We start from the raw sequence: 21,249 nt of genomic DNA, 5'->3' as shown, positions 1-21,249 counted from the left end.
CCTTCCCTGCCTGGCGTGCGATGCTACGATCTCGATTCGCCGGGACCGGGCCAACCGTTGAGCCATGATCGGCTGAGGAGTTGAATTTGGCTGTCGGCGAGATGAGTCCGCGCGAGGCCGAACGCGTTGTGTGGGACGTGATTGTCGTCGGCACCGGCATGGGCGGCGGGATGTTGGGCTACTCGCTGGCCCGCGCGGGTCGGCGGGTGCTGTTCGTCGAAAAGGGCCGCTCCACATTGCCCGGGACGCCGGGAACGATTCGCGCGGCCATGCCGGAACTGGCCGAGCCGCGTGCGTCCCGTTCGGAGCACACGTATTACGACGCCCTGGCCCGGGCCGGGCGCTCCAATGACGAGATCGAGGACATCAGCGGGCGGCGCTCGAAGCGGTTCGTGCCGTTCATCGGCAGCGGCACGGGCGGCTCCTCGGCGCTCTACGGAATGGTCTGCGAGCGCTTCTTCGCCCAAGATTTCACGCCTCGGCAGAACTTCCGCGACCCCGGCGATTCCACCGTGCCCGAGGCCTGGCCGATCACCTACGACGAGCTGCGGCCCTGGTACGCCGAGGCCGAAAAGCTCCTCGGGGTGCGCGGCGCGCCCGACCCCCTGCGCCCCGAGGCGGCCGACGTGGGTTTGCCTGCGGCCCCGCCGTTTTCACCCGACAACCAGCCGCTGGTCGACTACCTGAGCGGCCGCGGACTACACCCCTACCACCTGCCGATGGCCTGCGACTACACCGAGGGCTGTCCCACCTGCCAGGCCCACCTGTGCGAGCGGTCGTGCAAGAACGACGCCGGCCGCAACGGCGTGCTGCCCGCCGTAACCCAACACGGCGCGCACCTGCTGGACCAGTGTCGGGTCGTGCGCCTGGAGGCCGACCGCACCCGGGTGCAGCGAGTGATCGCCCAGCAGGGCTCCGACATGCTGGCACTGCAAGGCAAGGTGGTGGTACTCGCCGCCGGCGCGCTGGCCACCCCCGTCTTGTTGCTCAACTCCCGGTCCGGCGACTGGCCGCGCGGACTGGCCAACGGCTCAGACGTGGTGGGGCGCAACCTGATGCGCCATCTGATGGATTGGATCGAGGTCTGGCCGCAACCCGGCTGCAAGATCACGGCCGAGAACAAGGAAATCGGTTTCAACGATTTCTATTTCTGGGATGGTCAGAAATATGGCACCGTTCAGTCGGCGGGCGCGATGGCCAATTTGGCATCCATGGATATGTTCACCAACCAGCCCGGTTGGCAGCCAAAGGCACTGCGCCTGATTAGCCCGGCGGTGCGGCCGATCTACGATCGCTTCTTCAATGGTGGGCTGGTGCTGGCCCCGATCATGGAGGACCTGCCGTATCTGGACAACCGCGTCCTGCCAAGCGACCGATCCGACGAGGATGGGCGCCAGCGGCTGCGACTCCAATACCGTTTACACCCAAGCGAGGTCGAACGCCGCGCGGTGTTCATTCGGCAGATAAAAGAGGTGTTGAAGCCGTATCGCACCCTCACCCTGCGAACCGGCGCGAACAACTCGACCCTCGGCCACGTCTGCGGCACCTGCCGCTTCGGCACCAATCCCAAAACCAGCGCTCTCGATGCGCAGAACCGGGCGCACGAAGTGGACAACCTCTACGTGGCGGACGCTTCGTTCTTCCCGTCCAGCGCCGGGTTGAATCCCAGTTTGACGGTCGCGGCCAACGCCTTACGGGTGGCCGCACACGTCAACCAGGCGCATTTCGCCACCTGACCGCTCCGGAAACAGCCTGTCCGCGAAGCCGTTTCAGCCGGCCCGCTTGAGGCGGGCGAAATCTTCCACGAAATCGGCCGCGGCCGAGACGCTTTCGGCGGGTTTGGTCATCCGGGCGGCGATCTCGCGGGCCCGGGCGACGTATTGCGGAGCGAGAATGGTCCGCAGGTCCGCGACCAATGTTTTCTCGGTGGCGGTCGAAAAGCGCCGGGCGGTGCCCACCTTCAGCCGTTTCACCGCGGCGCCCCAGATCAGCTGAACGTCCGCCATCCAGAGGATCAACGTCGGGACCCCGGCGCGCAGGCCCGCGGCGGTGGTGCCCGCCCCGCCGTGGTGCACGACCGCGCGACAGGCGGGAAAGATCGTCGCGTAATTCATTGCGCCCACCACCTTGACGTGTTCGGGCTGGGGGGCGTCGCCGAAATCGGTCGCGGCGGCGCAGATCAGCGCCCGTTCGCCCAACTGCGCACACGCCCTGCCGATCATGGCGATCGTGCTGGCGGCGGATTCGACCGGAATGCTGCCGAACCCGAAGAAAATTGGCGGTGCTCCCTCGGCGATCCATGAGGCGACCTCATCGTCGGCCTCCGTCGGTGACTCCAGCGTCAGCGTGCCGACGAACGGCCGCCGACCATCGAATTTCGCCCATTCGGCCGCCAGCCCGGGAAAGCACACTTCGTCATAGGCCTGGATTTCCAGCGAGCCTCGTTCGGCGATCCGCGCCGGCGCGGGGCCGGTGACCTTCGGCAGTCCCAGCTCGCGGCGTTGGGTGTCCTCGACCTTTTTTACGCCGCGCCAGACCAACCAGTCGTAGAGCCTCATCGCCGACCGGATGAACGACGGCGGCAGCGTCGGAACCAGGCGGCCGTTCACCCGGATCGGGAACCAGAGCAGCGTGGCCAACGGAATGCCGCGGTACTCGGCGACGCTGGCGGCAAGCTCCTGGTAACTCATGCCGGTCAACAGCAGGTCGGCCCCGTCCGTCAGCGAGGTCAGCATCGTGCTCATCTCCGCCCAGCACCGCGTGCCGGGCTCCCGGGATTCACGCAAAAACGCGCGCACGTCCCGAATCCTCCAGAAGTTCCGGAAGAAGTAGGCCCAGAAGTTGCGCGTCGATTCCAGCCAGGTCTGAATGTCCGGCCCGTAGCTGATCGCGGCGAGCCCGGCCGCCTCGGCGAACCCGACCAGGTCGGGCGGGACGGCCATGCACACGTCGTGCCCGCGGCGGCGCAACTCGCGGCCGACGGCGACGCCGGGCTCGACATCGCCGCGAGTGCCGTAGAACGCCAGCACAATTTTCATCGCGTGATCGTGGTCCTTCACTTCCCGTGCGCGTTCTGCGAAAAGCGGCAGACCCGGTGCTCAGCTCAGCCGCCCAGCAGCATAACCCCAATTCCCGCGCCATCAACCGGCAATCCGAAAGATTCGACAGCGCGCCGATGCCGTCGTCAGCGACGGCGATTTGGCCTCGCGCAGACCGCATTTCAGGAATACGGCGACAACCGGAATTTCGGCTCCCGCGGCATCAAAAACGGATAAGTCTTGGCCAATGCTCGGCCGCGCGGATGAACGCGAGGCTAATCTGCTGTGATGAATCGGCTCGACCGCATGAACGCCCGCCAGGCCGCACTGGCGAATCGTCTGTCATAGGAGGCTAATCAGTGCCGACCCGGATACGCCGCGCGCGCGCATCCTCCGACAACCGCGCGTCCAACGGCGACGCGCCGCCGGACAACCTGCTGACGTTGGTGGACCAGGGCTTCGTCGCCGGGCAGCGCGCGATCGGCCAGACCGAAGTCATGCAGGTGGTGTGGGTCTATGAGCACCCCATCGACTTCGACGGGCTGAAACGTTTTCACCACAATCTCGGCTACGGGTTGTCCGGACGGCTCATCGAGCGGTCGCCGCTGCCATTCGGCCGGCACCGGTGGGTCGTCGATCGCGGACCGGCGGACATCCGTTTCGATGACCGCGCCCGTCACCGCTCCGAGCTCAGCGAGTGGGCCGATGAATGCTCACAAATTCCGGTTGACCCCGAAGCGGGGCCCGGCTGGCACATCAGCGTCGTTCCCCTGACGGACGGCTCGACGGCGGTCACCTGGGTGATCTCCCACTACATTATTGACGGCGTCGGGGGTCTCGTCGCGGTGGCCGACGCCATCCTGGGCGCCAACCGCGATCTCGGCTACCCGCCGCCGCGCTCGCGGACGCGGCTGCGCGCGCTGACCCAGGATCTCCGCCAAACGGCGCGGGACGCGCCCGACGTGGCCCGGGCGTTCGTCGCATTGGCGAAACTGACCCGCCGTCAGCGCCGCGATGCTGCCCAATCAGCGCCGGCGCCACGGCCTGTCGCCCGCCGCGGCGGCGATGGTGCGGACCCGGTCATCGTGCCGGGCATCGCGATCCTCGTCGACCTGGATCAGTGGGATGCGCGCGCGGAGGCTCTCGGCGGAACGAGCACGACGCTGGCCGCCGCGATGGCGGCAAAACTCGCGGAGCACCTGGGGCGCCGACGGGCCTCCGACGGCGCCGTGACGCTGCAAATCGTCATGACCGACCGCGCCGACGGCGATACGCGCGCGCTCGCGGTGTCGTTCGCCCGGGTCAGCCTCGACCCGACCGGGTTGGCGACGGACCTGCGCGACACCCGGGCCGCCGTCAAGCAGGCGCTGAAGATTCTGCAGAGTACGCCGGACGAATCTTCGCAACTGGCCGCGCTGTCCCCTTTTACCCCGAAGCGGACGTGGAAACGGGGAGTCGAGGCGCAGCTCAACGACCCCGACATGCCGGTGATCTATTCCAATCTCGGCGACGCCGGCTCGGTGGTGAGCCGTGCCGACGGCACCCAGTGCGAGCACGCCTGGGCGCGCGGGACGCGGCAACACGCGACGCGGCAACAGCTCGAGCGAACGGGCGGCCACATGCAGGTGGTGTCCTGCCGCACGCCGGGGATCGGCAAGATCTACCTCACCGTCGTGGCCTACCACCCGGGCGCCGAGAACACCAAGCCCGCGCTGCGCGACCTGGCCGCGCGCACGCTGGCCGAGTTCGGCCTGACCGGTGAGGTCGAGTAGCGAATCCGTTCCCTGCGCACCGGTCGGGACGCCATGCTGAGAAGTTCCTTAAATCCTGGTCAGGCGCTGTTGGACTCCATTATGGTTTGCATCCGTAATTGAACTCGTGTCAGTTAGGGTGGTGCGGTGGTCTGGGGCAGTGTGCGCGATGTTGAGCCGACGCGGTCCGATATCGCCGTCGAGACCGGCCAAGACGCCGGCCCACCGCCATTGACACCTCCGGCACAAGGCGCACCCAAAAAGAGTCGCCGCAATGCGGGGCCCGCGATCTTCCGGGGCCTGCGGCGGCTTTGGATCCCGCTCGTCGTACTGGTGGTGATCGCCGTCGGCGGATTCACCGTGTCGCGACTGCACGGCCTGTTCGGCTCCGAGAAGCGGCTCTCGTATGCCGACACCAGAGTCGACAACAAGCCCTACAACCCCCAGCACCTGAGGTACGAGGTCTTCGGACCGCCGGGCACCGTGGCCCTGATCAGCTATTACGACGACACCGGTTCGCCCCAGCACGTCGACGCGGCAAGCCTGCCGTGGTCGGTGGAATTCGCGGTCACCGCGGCGACGGGCATCGGAAGCGTTGCGGCGCAAGGTGATAGCGACAGCATCGGCTGCCGCATCCTGCTCGACGGCGTGGTCAAGTCCGAGAAGGTCACCAATGAGGTAAGCGCGTTTACGTCCTGCATGCTGAAGGGCTCATGACCAACCATCAGCTACAGCACAGTCGGCCCTTGGTAGCGCGGACGATCCGTCGATTTTCGGTCGCCATAGTCCTGGGGTGGATCGCGCTCATCGGGGTGTTGAATTTCTGCGTCCCCCCGCTGGAGCAGGTCGAGAACCAGCATTCGGTCGCCCCGACCCTCACTGACGCGCCGTCCGCCACCGCGTCCCAGCGGCTGAATGAAGACTTCAAGGCGGCCGACCAAACCGGTCAATCGAGCTCCGGCACGGTGGCGACGATCGTTTTGGAGGGTCAGCAACCCCTCGGCGACGACGCCCACCGATTCTACGACCGCCTGATTTCCCAGCTAAAAGACGATCAGAAGCATGTCATCCACGTCAACGATTTCTGGGGCGACGAATTAACCCGGCATGCCGCGCAAAGCGCCGACGGCAAGGCCGCATACGTATTGGTGATTCTCGCCGCGGGCAACGACTCGATCGAAGCCGTTCAGCACATCGTCGCGCGGACGCCCGCGCCGCAGGGAGTCACGGCGTTTGTCACCGGGCCCGCGGCGATCATTTCGGATATGAGCCACAGCGGTGACCGAACGGTCGCCACAATTACGCTGGTAAGCATCGCGGTGATCTTCGTAACGCTGCTGCTCGTCTACCGTTCCGTCGTCACCGTAATTCTGTTGCTGCTGGTGGTCGGCATAGAACTAATGGTGGCCCGAGGAATTGTGGCATTTCTGGGCTATCACGGGATCATCGGCCTCAGCACCCTCGCGGTCAATTTGCTGGTGTCCCTCGTGATCGCGGCCGGAACCGACTACGGAATCTTTTTCATTGGGCGATACCAGGAGGCGCGTCAGGCCGGTAGCGACCGAGAGGCGGCGTACTTCACCACGTACCACGGGGTCACCAAGGTGGTCGTGGCCTCGGGCTTGACGATCGCCGGAGCGCTCTACTGCCTGGTCTTTACGCGGCTGCCCTCGTTCTACGTGCTGGCCGTCCCATGCGCGGTGGCCGTTCTGGTCGCCGTCGCGGTCGCGATCACGCTGATCCCGGCCGTCCTCACGGTCGGAAGCCGTTTCGGGTTGTTCGAACCCAAGCGGAAAATCAGCTATCGCCTGTGGCGGCGGGTGGGCACGGCGATCGTTCGCTGGCCCGCACCCATTCTCGCCGCGGCATTGGCCGTCACGCTTGTCGGGTTGCTGACGCTGCCGGGCTATAAACCCAGCTACAACGACCAGAAATTCATTCCCAAAGACATCCCCGGAAATTTGGGGTATGAGGCCGCGGCGCGACATTTTCCGCCGTCGGCGATGATGGCACCCGAGATCCTGCTGGTGGAGGCCAATCACGATCTGCGCGACTCGGCCGATTTTCTGGTGCTGGATAAACTTGCCAAGGCCGTCGTCGCGGTGCCGGGCATATCGTCGGTGCAGGCCGTAACGCGGCCCGAGGGAACCCCGATCAAGCACACCACCATCCCGTATCTGCTCAGCATGCAGGCCGCCGGTCAGCAGCAATTCCTCACTTTTCAGCGGGCGCGGATGAACGACCTGCTCAAGCAGGCCGACCTGATCAGCGAGGCCATCAGCATCACGCAGCGCATGTATGACGTGATGAAGGAATTGGTCGCCACGACGCATGACGTCGTCGCCAACACGCATGAAATGCAGTCCCTCACCAGCGAGCTGCGAGATCACATCGCGGATTTCGAGGATTTCTTCAGGCCGCTCCGCAGCTACTTCTATTGGGAAAAGCACTGCTACGACATTCCGATCTGCAACGCGATCAGAAGCATCTTCGATTCGCTCGACGGCGTCGACGCGGTCAGCGACAAGCTGATCCTCCTGGTGGCCGACCTCGATCAGGTGGACGCGCTCCTGCCGCAGATCCTCGCCCAGCTGCCGGCCACGATCGAGATCATGCAGCAATCGCGGACCATGCTGCTCACCATGCACAGCACCATGTCCGGCGTCCTCGGCAACATGGGCGACAACAGCAACAATGCGACCGCCATGGGCAGGGCGTTCGACACCGCCCAAAACGACGATTCTTTCTACCTGCCGCCGGACACGTTGAAGAACAAAGACTTTCAGCGAATCATGAACATCTTCGTGTCGCCGGACGGCAAGGACGTCCGCATGCTCATCCTGCAAAAGGGCGACCCCTCGTCATCCGAGGGCCTCTCGCGGGTGGATGCGATCAAGAGCGCGGCCGAGGAGGCGCTCAAGGGAACCCCGCTGGAAGACTCGAAGATCTACCTCTCCGGCACCGCGGCGTCGGTGCGGGACCAGGTGCGGGCCTCGACAATCGACCTCATGATCGCCGGAATCGCCGCGCTCTGCCTGATTTTCATCGTCATGCTGATCATGACGCGCAGTTTTGTCGCCGCCCTGGTTATCGTGGGCACGGTATTGCTTTCGCTCGGCGCTTCCTTCGGGCTATCCGTATTCGCCTGGCAGGATTTGCTGGGCATACAAATACATTGGTCGGTGCTGGTGATGTCGGTGATCGTCCTTTTGGCGGTGGGCTCCGACTATAATTTGCTGCTGGTCGCCCGGATGAAAGAGGAAATTGGCGCCGGGATAAACACCGGCATCATTCGCGCCATGGGTGGCACCGGCAAAGTCGTGACCAACGCGGGCCTGGTCTTCGCGTTCACCATGGGGTCCATGCTGGTCAGCGATCTGCGCACCATCGGTCAGGTCGGCACCACGATCGGTCTGGGTTTGCTGTTCGACACGCTGGTCGTGCGCGCGTTCATGACGCCGTCCATCGCCGCGCTGCTCGGGCGATGGTTCTGGTGGCCGCAACAGGTTCGGCCCCGTCCCGCGAGTGCCTTGCTTCGGCCCACGGGACCCCGCCCGTTGGTGCGCGCCCTGTTGCTGAGATAGCGGCGGCCAGTGGCGCATTTCCAGTTCAGGACGAGACCGGCGACCGTGGGGAGCATCGTGGCACAGGGCGATAGCGGAAGCCGTGGCTGCCGCGTCGACGTGCACCGCGCGTCCGCCCGCACCGTCTGCGCCTTGAAGGCCGCATGAGCACCGAACCGCCTCGGCCGCCCTTCTTCGCGCGGATCATCCGCAGGCTTTCGCTCGTCGTCATTCTGGCGTGGGTGGCGTTGACGGCGCTTGTGACGTTCGGGGTTCCTCCTTTGGAGCGGGTCGGCGAGGAGCATTCCGTGCCGCTGGCTCCCCAAGACGCGCCGTCGGTGCGGGCCATGACGAGCATGGGCAAGGCCTTCAAGGAGTCCGATTCGGACAGCTTCGCGATGATCGTGCTGGAGGGGCAGAAACCCCTCGGCGACGACGCGCACACGTATTACCGGGAATTGGTTCGTGAGCTGAGAAGCGACCCGCGGCATGTCGAGCACGTGCAGGATTTGTGGGGAGACCGACTCACGGCGTCCGGCGTGGAAAGTCCCGACGGCAAGGCCGCATACGTGCAGCTGAATCTGGCCGGCAACCAGGGCACCACCCTGGCGCAGGAATCCGTCACGGCGGTCCGGCAGATCATCAAGCAGACGCCGCCGCCGCCCGGTGTCGAGGCCCACCTCACCGGCCCGGCGGCGCTCATCCCGGACATGGTGCGCAGCGGCAACGACTCCCTGCTGAAGATGACCCTGATAGCGGGGGCGATCATCTTCGTCGTCCTGCTACTCGTCTACCGTTCGGTCACCACGGTGATCCTCGTGGTGATCGGGGTCGGGGTCGAAGTGGGTTCGGCCCGAGGGATCATCGCGTTTCTCGGCGACCACAACCTGGTCGTGCTCTCGACGTTTGCCATCAATCTGCTGGTGGCCCTCGCCATGGCGGCCGGGACCGACTACGGGATCTTCTTCTTCGGTCGTTATCAGGAGGCCCGCCAGGCCGGCGAGGATCCCGAAACTGCCTACTACATCACCTACCGGGGCGTCGCTCCCGTCGTCCTGGGTTCCGGCTTGACGATCGCCGGGGCGATGTTGTGCCTGAGCTTCACCCGGATGCCGATTTTCCAGACCATCGGCGTGCCCTGCGCCGTGGGCATGCTGGTGGCGGTCGCGGTGGCGGTCACGCTGGTTCCGGCGGTCCTGACCGCCGGAAGTCGCTTCGGGCTGTGCGACCCCAAGCGCAGGATCGCGCAAAAACGATGGCGCGGCATCGGCACGGCGATCGTCCGCTGGCCCGCGCCGATTCTCGTCGCGACGTTGGCGGTCGCCCTCGTCGGTCTGGTGACGCTGCCGGGCTACAAAACCAGCTACGACGACCGGTCATACCTACCCAAGGACCTCCCGGCGAATTTGGGGTACGCGGCCGCCGATCGCCATTTCTCGCAATCGCGAATGTTGCCCGAAATTCTAATGATTCAAGCCGACCACGACATGCGAAATCCAGCGGACTTTCTGGTGCTGCACAAAATAGCCAAGGCGATTTTTCGGGTGCCAGGAATTTCTCGCGTGCAGGGCATAACCAGGCCCGAGGGAACACCGATCGAACACACCTCGATACCTTTCCTGATCAGCCTCCAAAACTCGTCCATGATGCAAAACATGCAATTCATGAAGGCCCGCATGAATGACATGCTCGCGGAGGCCGACTCCCTCGCTAAACAGATCGCGATACTGAAGCATCTGTACGAATTGCAGAAGCAGCTCACCGCCGTCGCTCACGAGACGGTCGGTGTGGCGAAAGAGATGGAAAGCATCGTGGACGAGCTTGAAGGCCACGTCGCGGACTTCGACGACTTCTTCAGGCCGATTCGGAGTTACTTCTACTGGGAAAAGCACTGCTTCGATATCCCGATATGTTTCGCGATACGGTCGATATTTCAGCTATTCGACAGCGTCGATGCGCTCAGCGACAGATTGCACATGGTCGTCAAGGACGCGGAGACGGCGGACGAGCTGGCGGGCCAGCTGCTCCTGCTGACTCCCCCGCTGATCGCGATCGCGGAGGCCACGCGCGTGACGCTGTTGACCAACCACAGCACCACGTCGGGGCTTCTCGGTCAGCTGGACGACGCGAGTAAAAGCGCGACGGAAATGGGCCAGGCGTTCGACGCCTCCAAGAACGACGACTCGTTCTTCCTCCCACCGGATGTCTTCCAGAACCAGGACTTCCAGCGCGCGATGGCTTCCTTCGTGTCGCCGGACGGGAAGGCGGCCCGGTTCATCATTTCGCACCGGGGCGACGCCGCGACACCCGAGGGCATCGCGCGGATCGATCCGATCAGGACGGCGGTCGAAGAAGCGCTCAAGACCACCCCGCTGGCCAGCGCCAAGATTTCCATCGCCGGCGCGGCGGCGACCTATAAAGACTTCGACGACGGCTCCAAATACGACCTGTGGATCGCCCTCGTCGGCGCGCTCTGCCTGATTTTCGTCATCATGCTCGCCCTGACCCGCAGTTTTGTCGCCGCCCTGGTTATCGTCGGCACGGTGGTGCTTTCTTTGGGCGCCTCGTTCGGGCTGTCGGTTTTGGTGTGGCAGTACGTGCTGGGCGTCAAATTGCACTGGATGGTGCTGCCGATGTCGGTGATCGTCCTTTTGGCGGTCGGATCCGACTACAACCTGCTGCTGGTGGCCCGCATGAAAGAGGAAATAGCCGCCGGCATCAACACCGGCATCATCCGCGCCATGGGTGGCACCGGGAAGGTCGTGACGAACGCCGGCCTGGTGTTCGCCTTCACGATGGCCTCGATGATCTTCAGCGACTTGCGGATCATCGGCCAGCTGGGTACCACGATCGGCCTGGGTCTGTTGTTCGACACGTTGGTCGTGCGCTCGTTCATGACGCCGTCCATCGCCGCGCTGCTCGGGCGCTGGTTCTGGTGGCCGCAGACGGTCCGGCCGCGTCCCGCCAGCTTCATGCTGCGGTCCGAGGCGCCGCGCGCGGTGGTGCGGTCCCTGCTGCTGCACGAGGAGCGCCGCGACGACGACCCGGCCACGGTCGAACTCCCCCGGCTGACCGTCTAGGCGGCGGGCGGACAGCGCCCGAAAATTACGGAATCGGAATCGGTGCGCCGGTCAGGAATTTGGCCAAGGTCTGCTCCAGGGCGATCAATCCGGCCAGCGTCAAATACGTCAGAACCAGTGCCTCGTAGCCGATATAGACCGGTAGTTCGAGGAAGCTCAGCATGAACTTCAAGACGCCCGACGCGCTGTTGTAGAGACTGTTGAACGTCGACAGGAGGCTGGCCGGCGCGTCGATGAGCTCCTGGATGATCGAGTTCGGGTCGAACGCCACCGACGCGGCGTTGACGGCCTCGGCGGCGGCATAGGCGCCCGCGCCCCCGGTCAGCTGCTGCGCGAATTGCTCACCGAACGTCGACGCCTTCCCGACCAGTCCCTGGAAGCTCTGGGCGGCCTGGGAGAACACTTGCGCGACGGCGGCCGACACCTCATCGGCGGCCGCGGGTATCACCCCGACGGTCGGGGCCGCCGCCGTCAGGTGTGCCGCGCGGAGCGTCGAGCCAATAGCAGCCAAATCCGTCGCCGCGGCCGCCATCAACTCCGGCGTCGCCATCACATACGACATATCTATCCTCCAGCCGGTCACCGACACGACCCAGCGGCAAAGCAAGAATCACGACTGGATCACGCCCGTCACGGAGATTACACACAAGTACAACGGCGCGCTGCAGCTTCGGCCGATCCCTGAAAACAAAAGTTTGCGGCCCCTCAAACTGGCTGCTAGCGCGGCTTCCGACCTATTGGGAGAGGCCCCAAAACCATGCGGTCTCCGGGTTCTCAGGTCGCCACCGGGGCGCGCGGATGGAGTCGCTCCCGAAACCGTCCCGGCCGGCTTCGATTGGCCGGTACTTCATCGTCGACGGTCGGGCTCCCCGGCCGGCCACGGATGGCGGGATTGCGCTCGGTGCTACGGGCCGGAATCTCAGCTGGCGTCGCGCAGCATGGGCTGCGCGGTCGAGGGCAACCCGACAACCACCGTCGCCTCAGCAAACAGATCGACGGCCTCCGCGATGGTGCGATCGACGAAGGAGGCGAAATCCTCGAACGAGATGCCGTCCTGGATCCACCGCGATCTGCGGGCCACCAGACCGACGCGCTGCGGGTCGGAGCAACCGTGCAGGATCGCGGTGACTTTGCGGTTCCGCCGGTTCCAGGTGTCAGCTAACCGGGTCAGCCACGGGCGGTCGGCGGCGCGGAAGGAGTACGCGGGAGCGACCCCGATGACCAGCATGTCGCCGAACGACGGTGCGATCTCGAGGTGGATGTGCAGCCGCCCGCCATCGGCGTTGGCGACACAGAAGTATTCGCCATCGTGCTCGCCCTTGAGGAACTGCAGTCCGCAGGTGCGTACGTAGCGTTCGATCATCTTGGCGCAGAGCGACTGACTCATCATGAGGTTGATCATGCGGCCGGCGGCTTTGTGGATCCTTTGAGCCGAGCTAGCCGCGGCCGAAGAATCTGCTGAGAATTCCCTGAGCTCCTGGGCCGGAGCGGACGGCGCGGCTCAGCCCACCAGTCGCGCGACCTCGACCATCGCCGACGTGATCTGCGCGATCTCCGCGCCGGAGCAGACGTACGGCGGCATCGCGTAGACCAGGTTGCGGAAGGGGCGCAGCCACACCCCGTGGTCCAGCGCCGCCGGCGTGGCGACGGCCAGGTCGACGGGCCGGTCGCATTCGATGACCCCGATGGCCCCGCGCACCCGCACATCGACCACGCCGGGCAGCCCCCGGGCCGGTTCGAGCCCCTCGGCCAGCCCGGCGGCTATCCCGGCCACCGTGGATCGCCAGTCCTGGCCGAGCAGCAGCTCCACGCTGGCCACCGACACCGCGCAGGCCAGCGGGTTGGCCATGAACGTGGGCCCGTGCATCAGCGCCCCCGCCTCCCCCGAGCTGATGGTGTGCGCCAGCTCGGTGGTGCACAGGGTGGCGGCAAGGCTGAGGTACCCGCCCGTGAGCGCCTTGCCGACGCACATGATGTCCGGGCTCACCCCGGCGTGGTCGGCGGCGAACAGCTCACCGGTGCGCCCGAACCCGGTTGCGATCTCATCGAAGATCAGCAGCACGTCGTGCCGGCTGCATGTTTCGCGCAGGTCCCGCAGATAGGCCGGGTCGTGGAAGCGCATCCCGCCCGCCCCCTGCACGACGGGCTCCACGATCACGGCGGCCAGTTCGGGGGCGTGCCGCGACAGTTGCGCCTCGAACGCCGCCGCGTAGGCGGGGTCGTAGTCGCGGGGCACCTGCGGGGCGAACACCTGCGGGACGAGCACGTCGGACCACAGCGAGTGCATGCCGCCGTCGGGGTCACAGACGCTCATCGGGGTAAAGGTGTCGCCGTGGTAGCCGCCGCGCCAGGTCATCAGCCGGTGCTTGGCGGGCCGGCCGCGGCCGCGCCAGTACTGCAGCGCCATCTTCACCGCGACCTCCACCGAGACCGACCCCGAGTCGCTGAAGAACACGGTCTCCAGCCCCGCCGGCGTGATCTCCACCAGCAGCCGCGCCAGCCGGGCCGCGGGCTCGTGGGTCAGTCCCCCGAACATGACGTGGTTCATCGTGGCCAGCTGCGCGGTCAGCGCGGCGTCCAGCCCGGGGTGGCCGTGCCCGTGGATCGCGGTCCACCAGGAGCTCATCGCGTCGAGCGCCTCGACGGGCCGGCCGTCGCGGACCAGCGTCAGCCAGGCGCCCCGGGCGGCGACGGCCACGACGGGCGCCACCGATTCGCTGCCGATCGTGCTGTAGGGATGCCACAGGTGCGCCGCGTCGATCGCGCTGATCTGCTCGGGCGTGAGCCCGGCTCTGGCGGCAGGCATAGAGATCGAGCGTAGAGGCAGCCGGTTCGCGCAATTCGCGGCCATCGGGGACCATCTATGGCCATGGCTTCGCCGCACCAGCCCGACGACCCCGGCCCCGGTGACCACGTCGCCGCCCCGCCGCGCTCCGACCACGAGGCACCCCGGGTGCTTCGCCTGCGGATAGTGGCGTGGGACGTCATCTGCACCGTCACGCTTTTGGTGCTGCTGCTGGTCCTCGCCACGGCGACGGACTGGCCGGCGCGGCTGTTCGGCTACCTCGGGAGGCTGTGCGAGGGGGACACCTGCGGGCCGGTCCCCTTCGGGATCGATTACTACATTCACCCGGTGGTATGGGGCGGCATCGGCGCGGCGATCACCGCTGCCGGAATCGGCCCGTTCGTTTCCCTCCTGAAGGGCTGGTACATGTCGTTCTGGCCGGTGCTTTCTCTCGTTCTGCTCCTGGTCGCCTCCGCGGCCGGCTTCATCCTGACCACCTTCAGCGAGCGGTATTGGCTGTGACGGCGCGGCCGCGGTAGCGCCCCGACGTCGGTTTCGGCGCGACGGCGTCACTGAGACCCAAATCACAACTGCGGACACGGAATTAGGCCCGCCAGTCACCGTCCGGTCACGTTACGACAAAGAATCCTTCGTGGAGCTCACCAGGCATTTTCCGCCGGCAACTTCTGTTGTAAAAGTGTCTCTAGTGACTGGTGTGAATCCGGGTAGGCCGACCGGGTTCATCGCCAAGCGTCATGCAGCGGCGTGGGGCCCCGACGGGGCGGCCTTCGCCTCCTGCAGTAGCGGCCGACGCGCGAAGTCACCGCGACGGAGGCCCGGACCCAAGAAGGTGGGAACCCCATGAAACGCATCTTCGGCTTCGCGATCGGGCTCGCGATGCTGGTGGCCCCGTTGGCCACCGCCAGCATCGCGACCGCCGACCCCGGCACCCGTTCGATGGACTACCAGCAGGCCACCGACGTCGTCGTCATGCGCGGTCTTTCGCAGCGCGGCGTGCCGTTCTCCTGGGCCGGCGGCGGCATCACCGGCCCCTCGCGCGGCAAGGGCACCGGCGCCATGACCGTCGGTTTCGACGCGTCGGGCCTGATGCAGTACGCGTATGCCGGCGCGGGGATCAAGCTGCCGCGGTCCTCCGGTGAGATGTACCGGCTCGGTCAGAAGGTGCTGCCGCAGCAGGCCCAGCGTGGCGACCTGATCTTCTACGGTCCCGGTGGCACGGAAAGCGTCGCGATGTACCTCGGCAACAACCAGATGCTCGAGGTCGGCGACGTGGTCCAGGTATCGCCGGTGCGCGCCAACGGCATGACGCCATACCTGGTCCGGGTTCTCGGGGCCCAGCAGACGCCGTTCCAGCAGGCGCCGCTGCAGCAGGTGCCCACGCAGCAGGCGCCCCTGCAGCAGGCGCCGGTCCAGCAGGTCCCGACCCAACAGGCGCCCCTGCAGCAGACGCCGGTCCAGCAGGTGCCCACGCAACAGGCGCCGCTGCAGCAGGTTCCGGCCCAGGCCCCGTTGCAGCAGCAGGTCCAGCAGGCGCCGGTGCAGCAGCTCCCCCTGCTGCAGCAGCCGACGCAGGCGCCGCTGCAACAGCCCTACGGCATCACGCGGTAGCCCCGCCGAACAGCCGCCACTTGCTCCCCTGAGCTGGCTCGCCGGAAGGCCGGCCGGCAGGAGCGGGTGGCGGTTTTCGGTTAAGTTGGCGGTTGACCATGCAGACCCTGTCGCCGCCTCGTCCCCCGGTTGCCGCCGAACCGGTGCCGGCGCGCGCGGCCGGGTTCTATCGCTACGACCTCGACGGCCTGCGCGGCATCGCGATCGCGCTGGTCGCCGTCTTCCACGTCTGGTTCGGGCGGGTTTCCGGCGGCGTGGACGTGTTTCTGGCGTTGTCCGGGTTCTTCTTCGGCGGAAAGATCCTGCGGGCCGCCCTCAACCCGGACCTTTCGCTGTCGCCGGTGGCCGAGGTGACCCGGCTGGTCCGCCGCCTGCTTCCCGCCCTGGTCGTCGTCCTGGCCGGCTGCGGGCTGCTGACCGTCCTGGTCCAACCGGAAACCCGCTGGGAGACCTTCGCCGACCAGAGCCTGGCCAGCCTCGGCTACTACCAGAACTGGGAACTGGCCAGCACCGCGGCGGACTACCTGCGGGCGGGTGAGGCCGTCACCCCGCTGCAGCACATCTGGTCCATGTCGGTGCAGGGCCAGTTCTACGTCGCCTTGCTGGCGCTGGTCGCCGGGTGCGCCTACGCGTTGCGGGGCCGGCTGCGTGCCCACCTGCGCGCGGTGTTCCTGGTGCTGCTCGGGGCGCTGACGGCGGCCTCGTTCGTCTACGCGGTCATCGCCCACCAGGACGACCAGGCGATCGCCTACTACAACAGCTTCGCGCGGGCCTGGGAGTTGCTGCTGGGCGCCCTCATCGGCGCCGTCGTGCCCCACGTCCGCTGGCCGATGTGGCTGCGCACGGCCCTGGCCACCGTGGCGCTGGCGGCGATCGTGTCGTGCGGGGCCCTGATCGACGGCGTCAAGGAATTCCCCGGCCCCTGGGCGCTGGTCCCGGTCGGGGCCACCGTGCTGATGATCCTGGCGGGGGCCAACCTGCGGGCCGGCGCCGACGGCCGCCTGCCCCTGCCGAACCGGGTCCTGGCGGCGGGGCCGCTGGTGGCGCTGGGCACGATGGCCTACTCGCTGTACCTGTGGCACTGGCCGCTGCTCATCTTCTGGCTGTCCTACAGCGGCCACCGCCACGCCGGCTTCGTCGACGGCGCGGCGGTGCTGCTGGTCTCCGGGGCCCTGGCCTACCTGACCACCCGGCTCGTCGAGGACCCGCTGCGTTACCGGACAGCCGCCGGCGCCGCCTCCCCCGCGCCCATGCCGAAGATCCCGGCGGTCCCCTGGTCGCTGCGACTGCGCCGGCCGACGATGGCGCTGGGATCGATGGTGGTGCTGCTGGCCGTCACGCTCACCGCCACGTCGTTCACCTGGCGTCAGCACGTCACGGTGTTGCGCGCCGCGGGCAAGGAGCTCAGCGTCCTCAACCCGCAGGACTACCCGGGCGCGCGCGCCCTCACCGAACACGTGCGGGTCCCGGCGCTGCCGATGCGGCCCAGCGTGCTGGAGGTCAAGGACGACCTGCCGATTTCGACCCGGGACGGGTGCATCAGCGACTTCGTCAACCCCGCGCTGGTCAACTGCACCTACGGCGACGTCGAGGCCACCCGCAGCATCGCCCTGGCCGGCGGGTCGCACGCGGAGCACTGGCTGCCCGCGCTGGACCTGCTCGGCCGCCTGCACCACTTCAAGGTGGTGACCTACCTCAAGATGGGCTGCCCGTTGTCCACCGAGGAAGTCCCGCTGATCATGGGCAACAACGCCCCGTACATGCAGTGCCGCGAATGGGTGCAGCGGACCATGAGCAAACTCGTCACCGACCGGCCGGACTACGTGTTCACCACGACGACCCGGCCGTGGAACATCAAGAGCGGCGACGTGATGCCGGCGACCTACATCGGCATCTGGCAAGCGTTGTCGGACAACAACATTCCCATTCTCGGCATGCGGGACACCCCCTGGCTGGTCAAGAACGGCAAGCCGTTCGACCCCGCGGACTGCCTGGCCAAGAAGGGCGGCAGCCCCGACTCGTGCGCCGTCAAGCGCTCCGACGTGCTGTCCGATCGCAACCAGACGCTCGACTTCGTCACACAGTTCCCGTTGCTGAAGGTCCTCGACATGTCGGACGCGATCTGCCGCGCCGACGTCTGCCGCCCCGTCGAGGGAAACGTGCTGATCTACCACGGTGCGCACCACCTGTCGCCCACCTACGTGCGAACGATGACCGACGAGCTGGGCCGCCAGATCGGGGCCGGCACCGGTTGGTGGTAACGGGCCGCGCCGCGCGGGCGCGGATAAGGTCGGATGATGCCGTCGAACAATCCAGGCCCGGACGAAGGCGCCGCCGGCGTGCACGACGCCGGCCGGGCCCAGCCCCGACTGGCCACCGTCTGGCCGGGAAACCCTTACCCGCTCGGCGCCTCCTATGACGGGGCGGGCACCAACTTTTCGCTGTTCTCCGAGATCGCCGACAAGGTCGAATTGTGTCTGATCGACGACGACGGCAGCGAATCGCGCATCCCGCTGGATGAGGTCGACGGGTTCGTCTGGCACGCCTATCTGCCGAACATCGTCCCGGGGCAGCGCTACGGCTTTCGCGTCCACGGCCCCTTCGACCCGGCGGCCGGGCACCGGTGTGACCCCAGCAAGCTGCTGTTGGATCCCTACGGCAAGGCGTTCCACGGCGACTTCGACTTCGGCCAGGCGCTGTTCTCCTACGACCTGAAGGCCGTCAACCCGAACGGCCCGAACGCCGACGGGCTCGACCCCGGGACTCCGCCCATGGTGGATTCGCTCGGCCACACCATGACCAGCGTGGTGAGCAACCCGTTCTTCGACTGGGGCTCCGACCGGGCCCCGCTCACCCCGTACCACGAGACCGTCATCTACGAGGCCCACGTCAAGGGCATGACGCAGGCCCATCCCGGCGTCCCCGAGCAGCTTCGGGGCACCTACGCCGGGCTGGCCCACCCGGTGGTCATCGACCACCTCAAGTCGCTCAACGTGACCGCGATCGAGCTGATGCCCGTTCACCAGTTCATGCACGACCAGCGACTCCTGGATCTGGGGCTGCGAAATTACTGGGGCTACAACACCTTTGGCTTCTTCGCCCCGCACAACCAATACGCGGCCAACCGCACGGCCAGCGTCGCCGAGTTCAAATCCATGGTGCGCAGCTTCCACGAGGCCGGCATCGAGGTCATCCTCGACGTGGTGTACAACCACACCGCCGAGGGCAATCACCTGGGCCCGACGATCAACTTCCGCGGCATCGACAACGCGGCCTACTACCGGCTGGTCGACACGGACCTGCGGTTGTACAAGGACTACACCGGCACCGGCAACAGCCTCAACCCCCGCCACCCGCACGTGCTGCAGCTGATCATGGACTCGCTGCGCTACTGGGTGCTCGAGATGCACGTCGACGGGTTCCGCTTCGACCTGGCCGCCACGCTGGCCCGCGAGCTGCACGACGTCGATCGCCTGAGCGCGTTCTTCGACCTGGTGCAGCAGGATCCGGTGATCAGCCAGGTCAAGTTGATCGCCGAGCCGTGGGACGTCGGCGAGGGCGGCTACCAGGTCGGAAACTTCCCGGGTTTGTGGACCGAGTGGAACGGGAAGTATCGCGATACTGTGCGCGACTACTGGCGGGGAGAACCCGCGACCCTGGGCGAGTTCGCCTCCCGGCTGACCGGCTCGTCGGACCTCTACGAGGTGACGGGCCGGCGTCCCAGCGCCAGCATCAATTTCGTCACCGCCCACGACGGCTTCACGCTCAACGACCTGGTGTCCTACAACGACAAGCACAACATGGCCAACGGCGAGGACAACCGCGACGGCGAGAGCCACAACCGGTCGTGGAACTGTGGCGTCGAAGGCCCCACCGACGACCCGGACATCCTGGAGCTGCGCCGCCGCCAGATGCGCAACTTCTGGGCGACGCTTCTGGTCAGCCAGGGCACGCCGATGATCGCGCACGGCGACGAGTTCGGCCGCACCCAGAGCGGCAACAACAACGTCTACTGCCAGGACTCCGAATTGTCCTGGATGGACTGGTCATTGGTCGAAAAGAACTCGGATCTGCTGGCTTTCGCGCGCAAGGTGACCACCCTGCGCAAGAACCATCCGGTGTTTCGCCGGCGCCGGTTCTTCGAGGGCGAGCCGATCCGCAGCGGCGACGAGGTCCGCGACATCGCCTGGCTGAACCCGAGTAGCCGCGAGATGACGCACGAGGACTGGGGCGAGAGCATTCACAAGTGCGTAGCGGTGTTTCTCAACGGCGACGCCATCACCGCACCGAACGCCCGCGGCGAGCGGGTGGTCGACGACTCATTCCTGTTGTGCTTCAACGCCGGCGAGGACCCGGTGGAGTTCGTGATGCCGCCCGACGACTACGCCCAGGAGTGGACGGTCGAGCTGGACACCAACCACCCCGCCGGGGAGGCGGACCAGGTGGTGAACGCCGAGGAGAAGGTCTCGCTGCCCTCGCGTTCGCTGCTGATACTTCGTAAGACCTTGTGACGCATGGCTTTACCCGTCCTGTCCACCTACCGGCTGCAGCTGCGTGGTGAGTCCAGCGGGTTCGGGTTCACCTTCGCCGACGCCGAGGGCCTGCTGGATTACCTCGACGACCTCGGGGTGACCCACGTCTACCTCTCCCCCCTGCTGACCGCCGCCCGGGGGTCGAACCACGGCTACGACGTCACCGATCCCACGACCGTCTCGCCGGAGTTGGGCGGCCCCGCCGGCCTGGCGCGCTTGTCCGCGGCGGCCCGGGCGCGCGGCATGGGCCTGATCGTCGACATCGTCCCCAACCACGTGGGCATCGACGACCCCGAGCAGAACGCGTGGTGGTGGGACGTGCTGCGGCACGGCCGGGAATCGCGGTACGCGGCGTTCTTCGACATCGACTGGGACCTCGACGAGGACGGCCGAATTGTGCTGCCGATATTGGGTTCCGACGACGACGCGGCCGACCTGAAAGTCGACGGCGACCGGCTGCGGCTGGGCGACCTGGCGCTGCCCATCGCCCCGGGCACCGGGCAGGGAAGCGGCCCGGACGTCCACGACCGCCAGCACTACCGGTTGGTGGGCTGGCGAAACGGGGTCTGCGGCTACCGGCGCTTCTTCTCGATCACCTCGCTGGCCGGGCTGCGGCAGGAAGACCGCGCGGTGTTCGACGCCAGCCACGCCGAAGTCGCCCGCTGGTTCGGCGAGGGACTCGTCGACGGCGAGGATCTTCTCGATCGCGATCCACGCGTCGGGCCCGAGAAGCTCGCGCAGCCGCGCCAGATATCCGCAGGGATCGGACAATCCGTCGGGGTGGTCGATGCGCACGCCGTCGACGAGTCCCTCGCCGAACCAGCGGGCGACTTCGGCGTGGCTGGCGTCGAACACCGCGCGGTCTTCCTGC

14 protein-coding genes are annotated in these 21,249 nt (G+C 66.6%); 10 read left to right on the top strand and 4 right to left on the bottom strand.

Features of this window, described 5'->3' with window-relative positions; all coding sequences use genetic code 11:
• Positions 1–101: 101 nt before the first annotated feature.
• Entirely contained in the window at positions 102–1,736 is a 1,635-nt protein-coding gene (locus tag A5655_RS18105) for a GMC oxidoreductase (RefSeq protein WP_067012263.1), read from the top strand.
• 33 nt (positions 1,737–1,769) lie between these two features.
• Here the strand turns inward: A5655_RS18105 and A5655_RS18100 are convergent, their stop codons facing one another.
• Positions 1,770–3,038 (bottom strand): glycosyltransferase, encoded by a 1,269-nt coding sequence (locus tag A5655_RS18100; protein ID WP_067012284.1) that lies wholly within the window; start codon positions 3,036–3,038, stop codon positions 1,770–1,772.
• 359 nt (positions 3,039–3,397) lie between these two features.
• Here A5655_RS18100 and A5655_RS18095 point away from each other — a divergent pair, with 359 nt between their 5' ends.
• From A5655_RS18095 to A5655_RS18080, 4 genes are all read left to right on the top strand, one after another.
• Entirely contained in the window at positions 3,398–4,810 is a 1,413-nt protein-coding gene (locus A5655_RS18095) for a hypothetical protein (RefSeq protein ID WP_067012261.1), read from the top strand.
• Positions 4,811–5,089: 279 nt separating this feature from the next.
• Positions 5,090–5,506 carry an MmpS family protein gene (locus A5655_RS18090; protein WP_067012282.1) on the top strand — a complete coding sequence of 139 codons (417 nt, stop codon included), beginning with the start codon at positions 5,090–5,092 and terminating at the stop codon, positions 5,504–5,506.
• A complete protein-coding gene (locus A5655_RS18085) occupies positions 5,503–8,373 on the top strand; it encodes an RND family transporter (RefSeq protein ID WP_067012259.1) in 2,871 nt (956 codons plus the stop codon). The genes A5655_RS18090 and A5655_RS18085 overlap by 4 nt, the downstream gene beginning before the upstream one ends.
• Positions 8,374–8,516: 143 nt before the next feature.
• Entirely contained in the window at positions 8,517–11,432 is a 2,916-nt protein-coding gene (locus A5655_RS18080; RefSeq protein ID WP_067012257.1) for an RND family transporter, read from the top strand.
• Positions 11,433–11,457: 25 nt separating this feature from the next.
• Here the strand turns inward: A5655_RS18080 and A5655_RS18075 are convergent, their stop codons facing one another.
• The 3 genes from A5655_RS18075 to A5655_RS18065 all read right to left on the bottom strand — a co-directional run bounded on the left by A5655_RS18075 (position 11,458) and on the right by A5655_RS18065 (position 14,238).
• Positions 11,458–11,994, bottom strand: a complete 537-nt coding sequence (locus A5655_RS18075) for a PE family protein (RefSeq protein ID WP_067012255.1) — start codon at positions 11,992–11,994, stop codon at positions 11,458–11,460.
• 357 nt (positions 11,995–12,351) lie between these two features.
• Positions 12,352–12,822 (bottom strand): hypothetical protein, encoded by a 471-nt coding sequence (locus A5655_RS18070; protein ID WP_067012280.1) that lies wholly within the window; start codon positions 12,820–12,822, stop codon positions 12,352–12,354.
• A 111-nt stretch (positions 12,823–12,933) separates the two neighbouring features.
• Entirely contained in the window at positions 12,934–14,238 is a 1,305-nt protein-coding gene (locus A5655_RS18065) for an adenosylmethionine--8-amino-7-oxononanoate transaminase (RefSeq protein ID WP_067012253.1), read from the bottom strand.
• A 63-nt stretch (positions 14,239–14,301) separates the two neighbouring features.
• Between A5655_RS18065 and A5655_RS18060 the strand changes: the two genes are divergently transcribed.
• The 5 genes from A5655_RS18060 to A5655_RS18040 all read left to right on the top strand — a co-directional run.
• Positions 14,302–14,739, top strand: a complete 438-nt coding sequence (locus tag A5655_RS18060) for a hypothetical protein (protein WP_067012277.1) — start codon at positions 14,302–14,304, stop codon at positions 14,737–14,739.
• Positions 14,740–15,078: 339 nt separating this feature from the next.
• Positions 15,079–15,846: an NlpC/P60 family peptidoglycan-binding protein RipD gene (gene ripD, locus A5655_RS18055; RefSeq protein WP_067012251.1), complete on the top strand. Its 768-nt coding sequence runs from the start codon at positions 15,079–15,081 to the stop codon at positions 15,844–15,846.
• 98 nt (positions 15,847–15,944) lie between these two features.
• Positions 15,945–18,107 (top strand): acyltransferase family protein, encoded by a 2,163-nt coding sequence (locus A5655_RS18050; RefSeq protein ID WP_067012249.1) that lies wholly within the window; start codon positions 15,945–15,947, stop codon positions 18,105–18,107.
• 36 nt (positions 18,108–18,143) lie between these two features.
• Positions 18,144–20,357 (top strand): glycogen debranching protein GlgX, encoded by a 2,214-nt coding sequence (glgX, locus tag A5655_RS18045; RefSeq protein WP_067012247.1) that lies wholly within the window; start codon positions 18,144–18,146, stop codon positions 20,355–20,357.
• Between the two features lie 3 nt (positions 20,358–20,360).
• The coding region (locus A5655_RS18040; RefSeq protein WP_255362010.1) for an alpha-amylase family glycosyl hydrolase at positions 20,361–21,249 on the top strand (889 nt) is incomplete at its 3' end.

This window comes from Mycobacterium sp. 1081908.1, from assembly GCF_001673535.1.
In the GTDB taxonomy this organism is placed as follows: Bacteria; Actinomycetota; Actinomycetes; order Mycobacteriales; family Mycobacteriaceae; genus Mycobacterium.
This window is presented reverse-complemented; position numbering and strand designations above follow the sequence as displayed.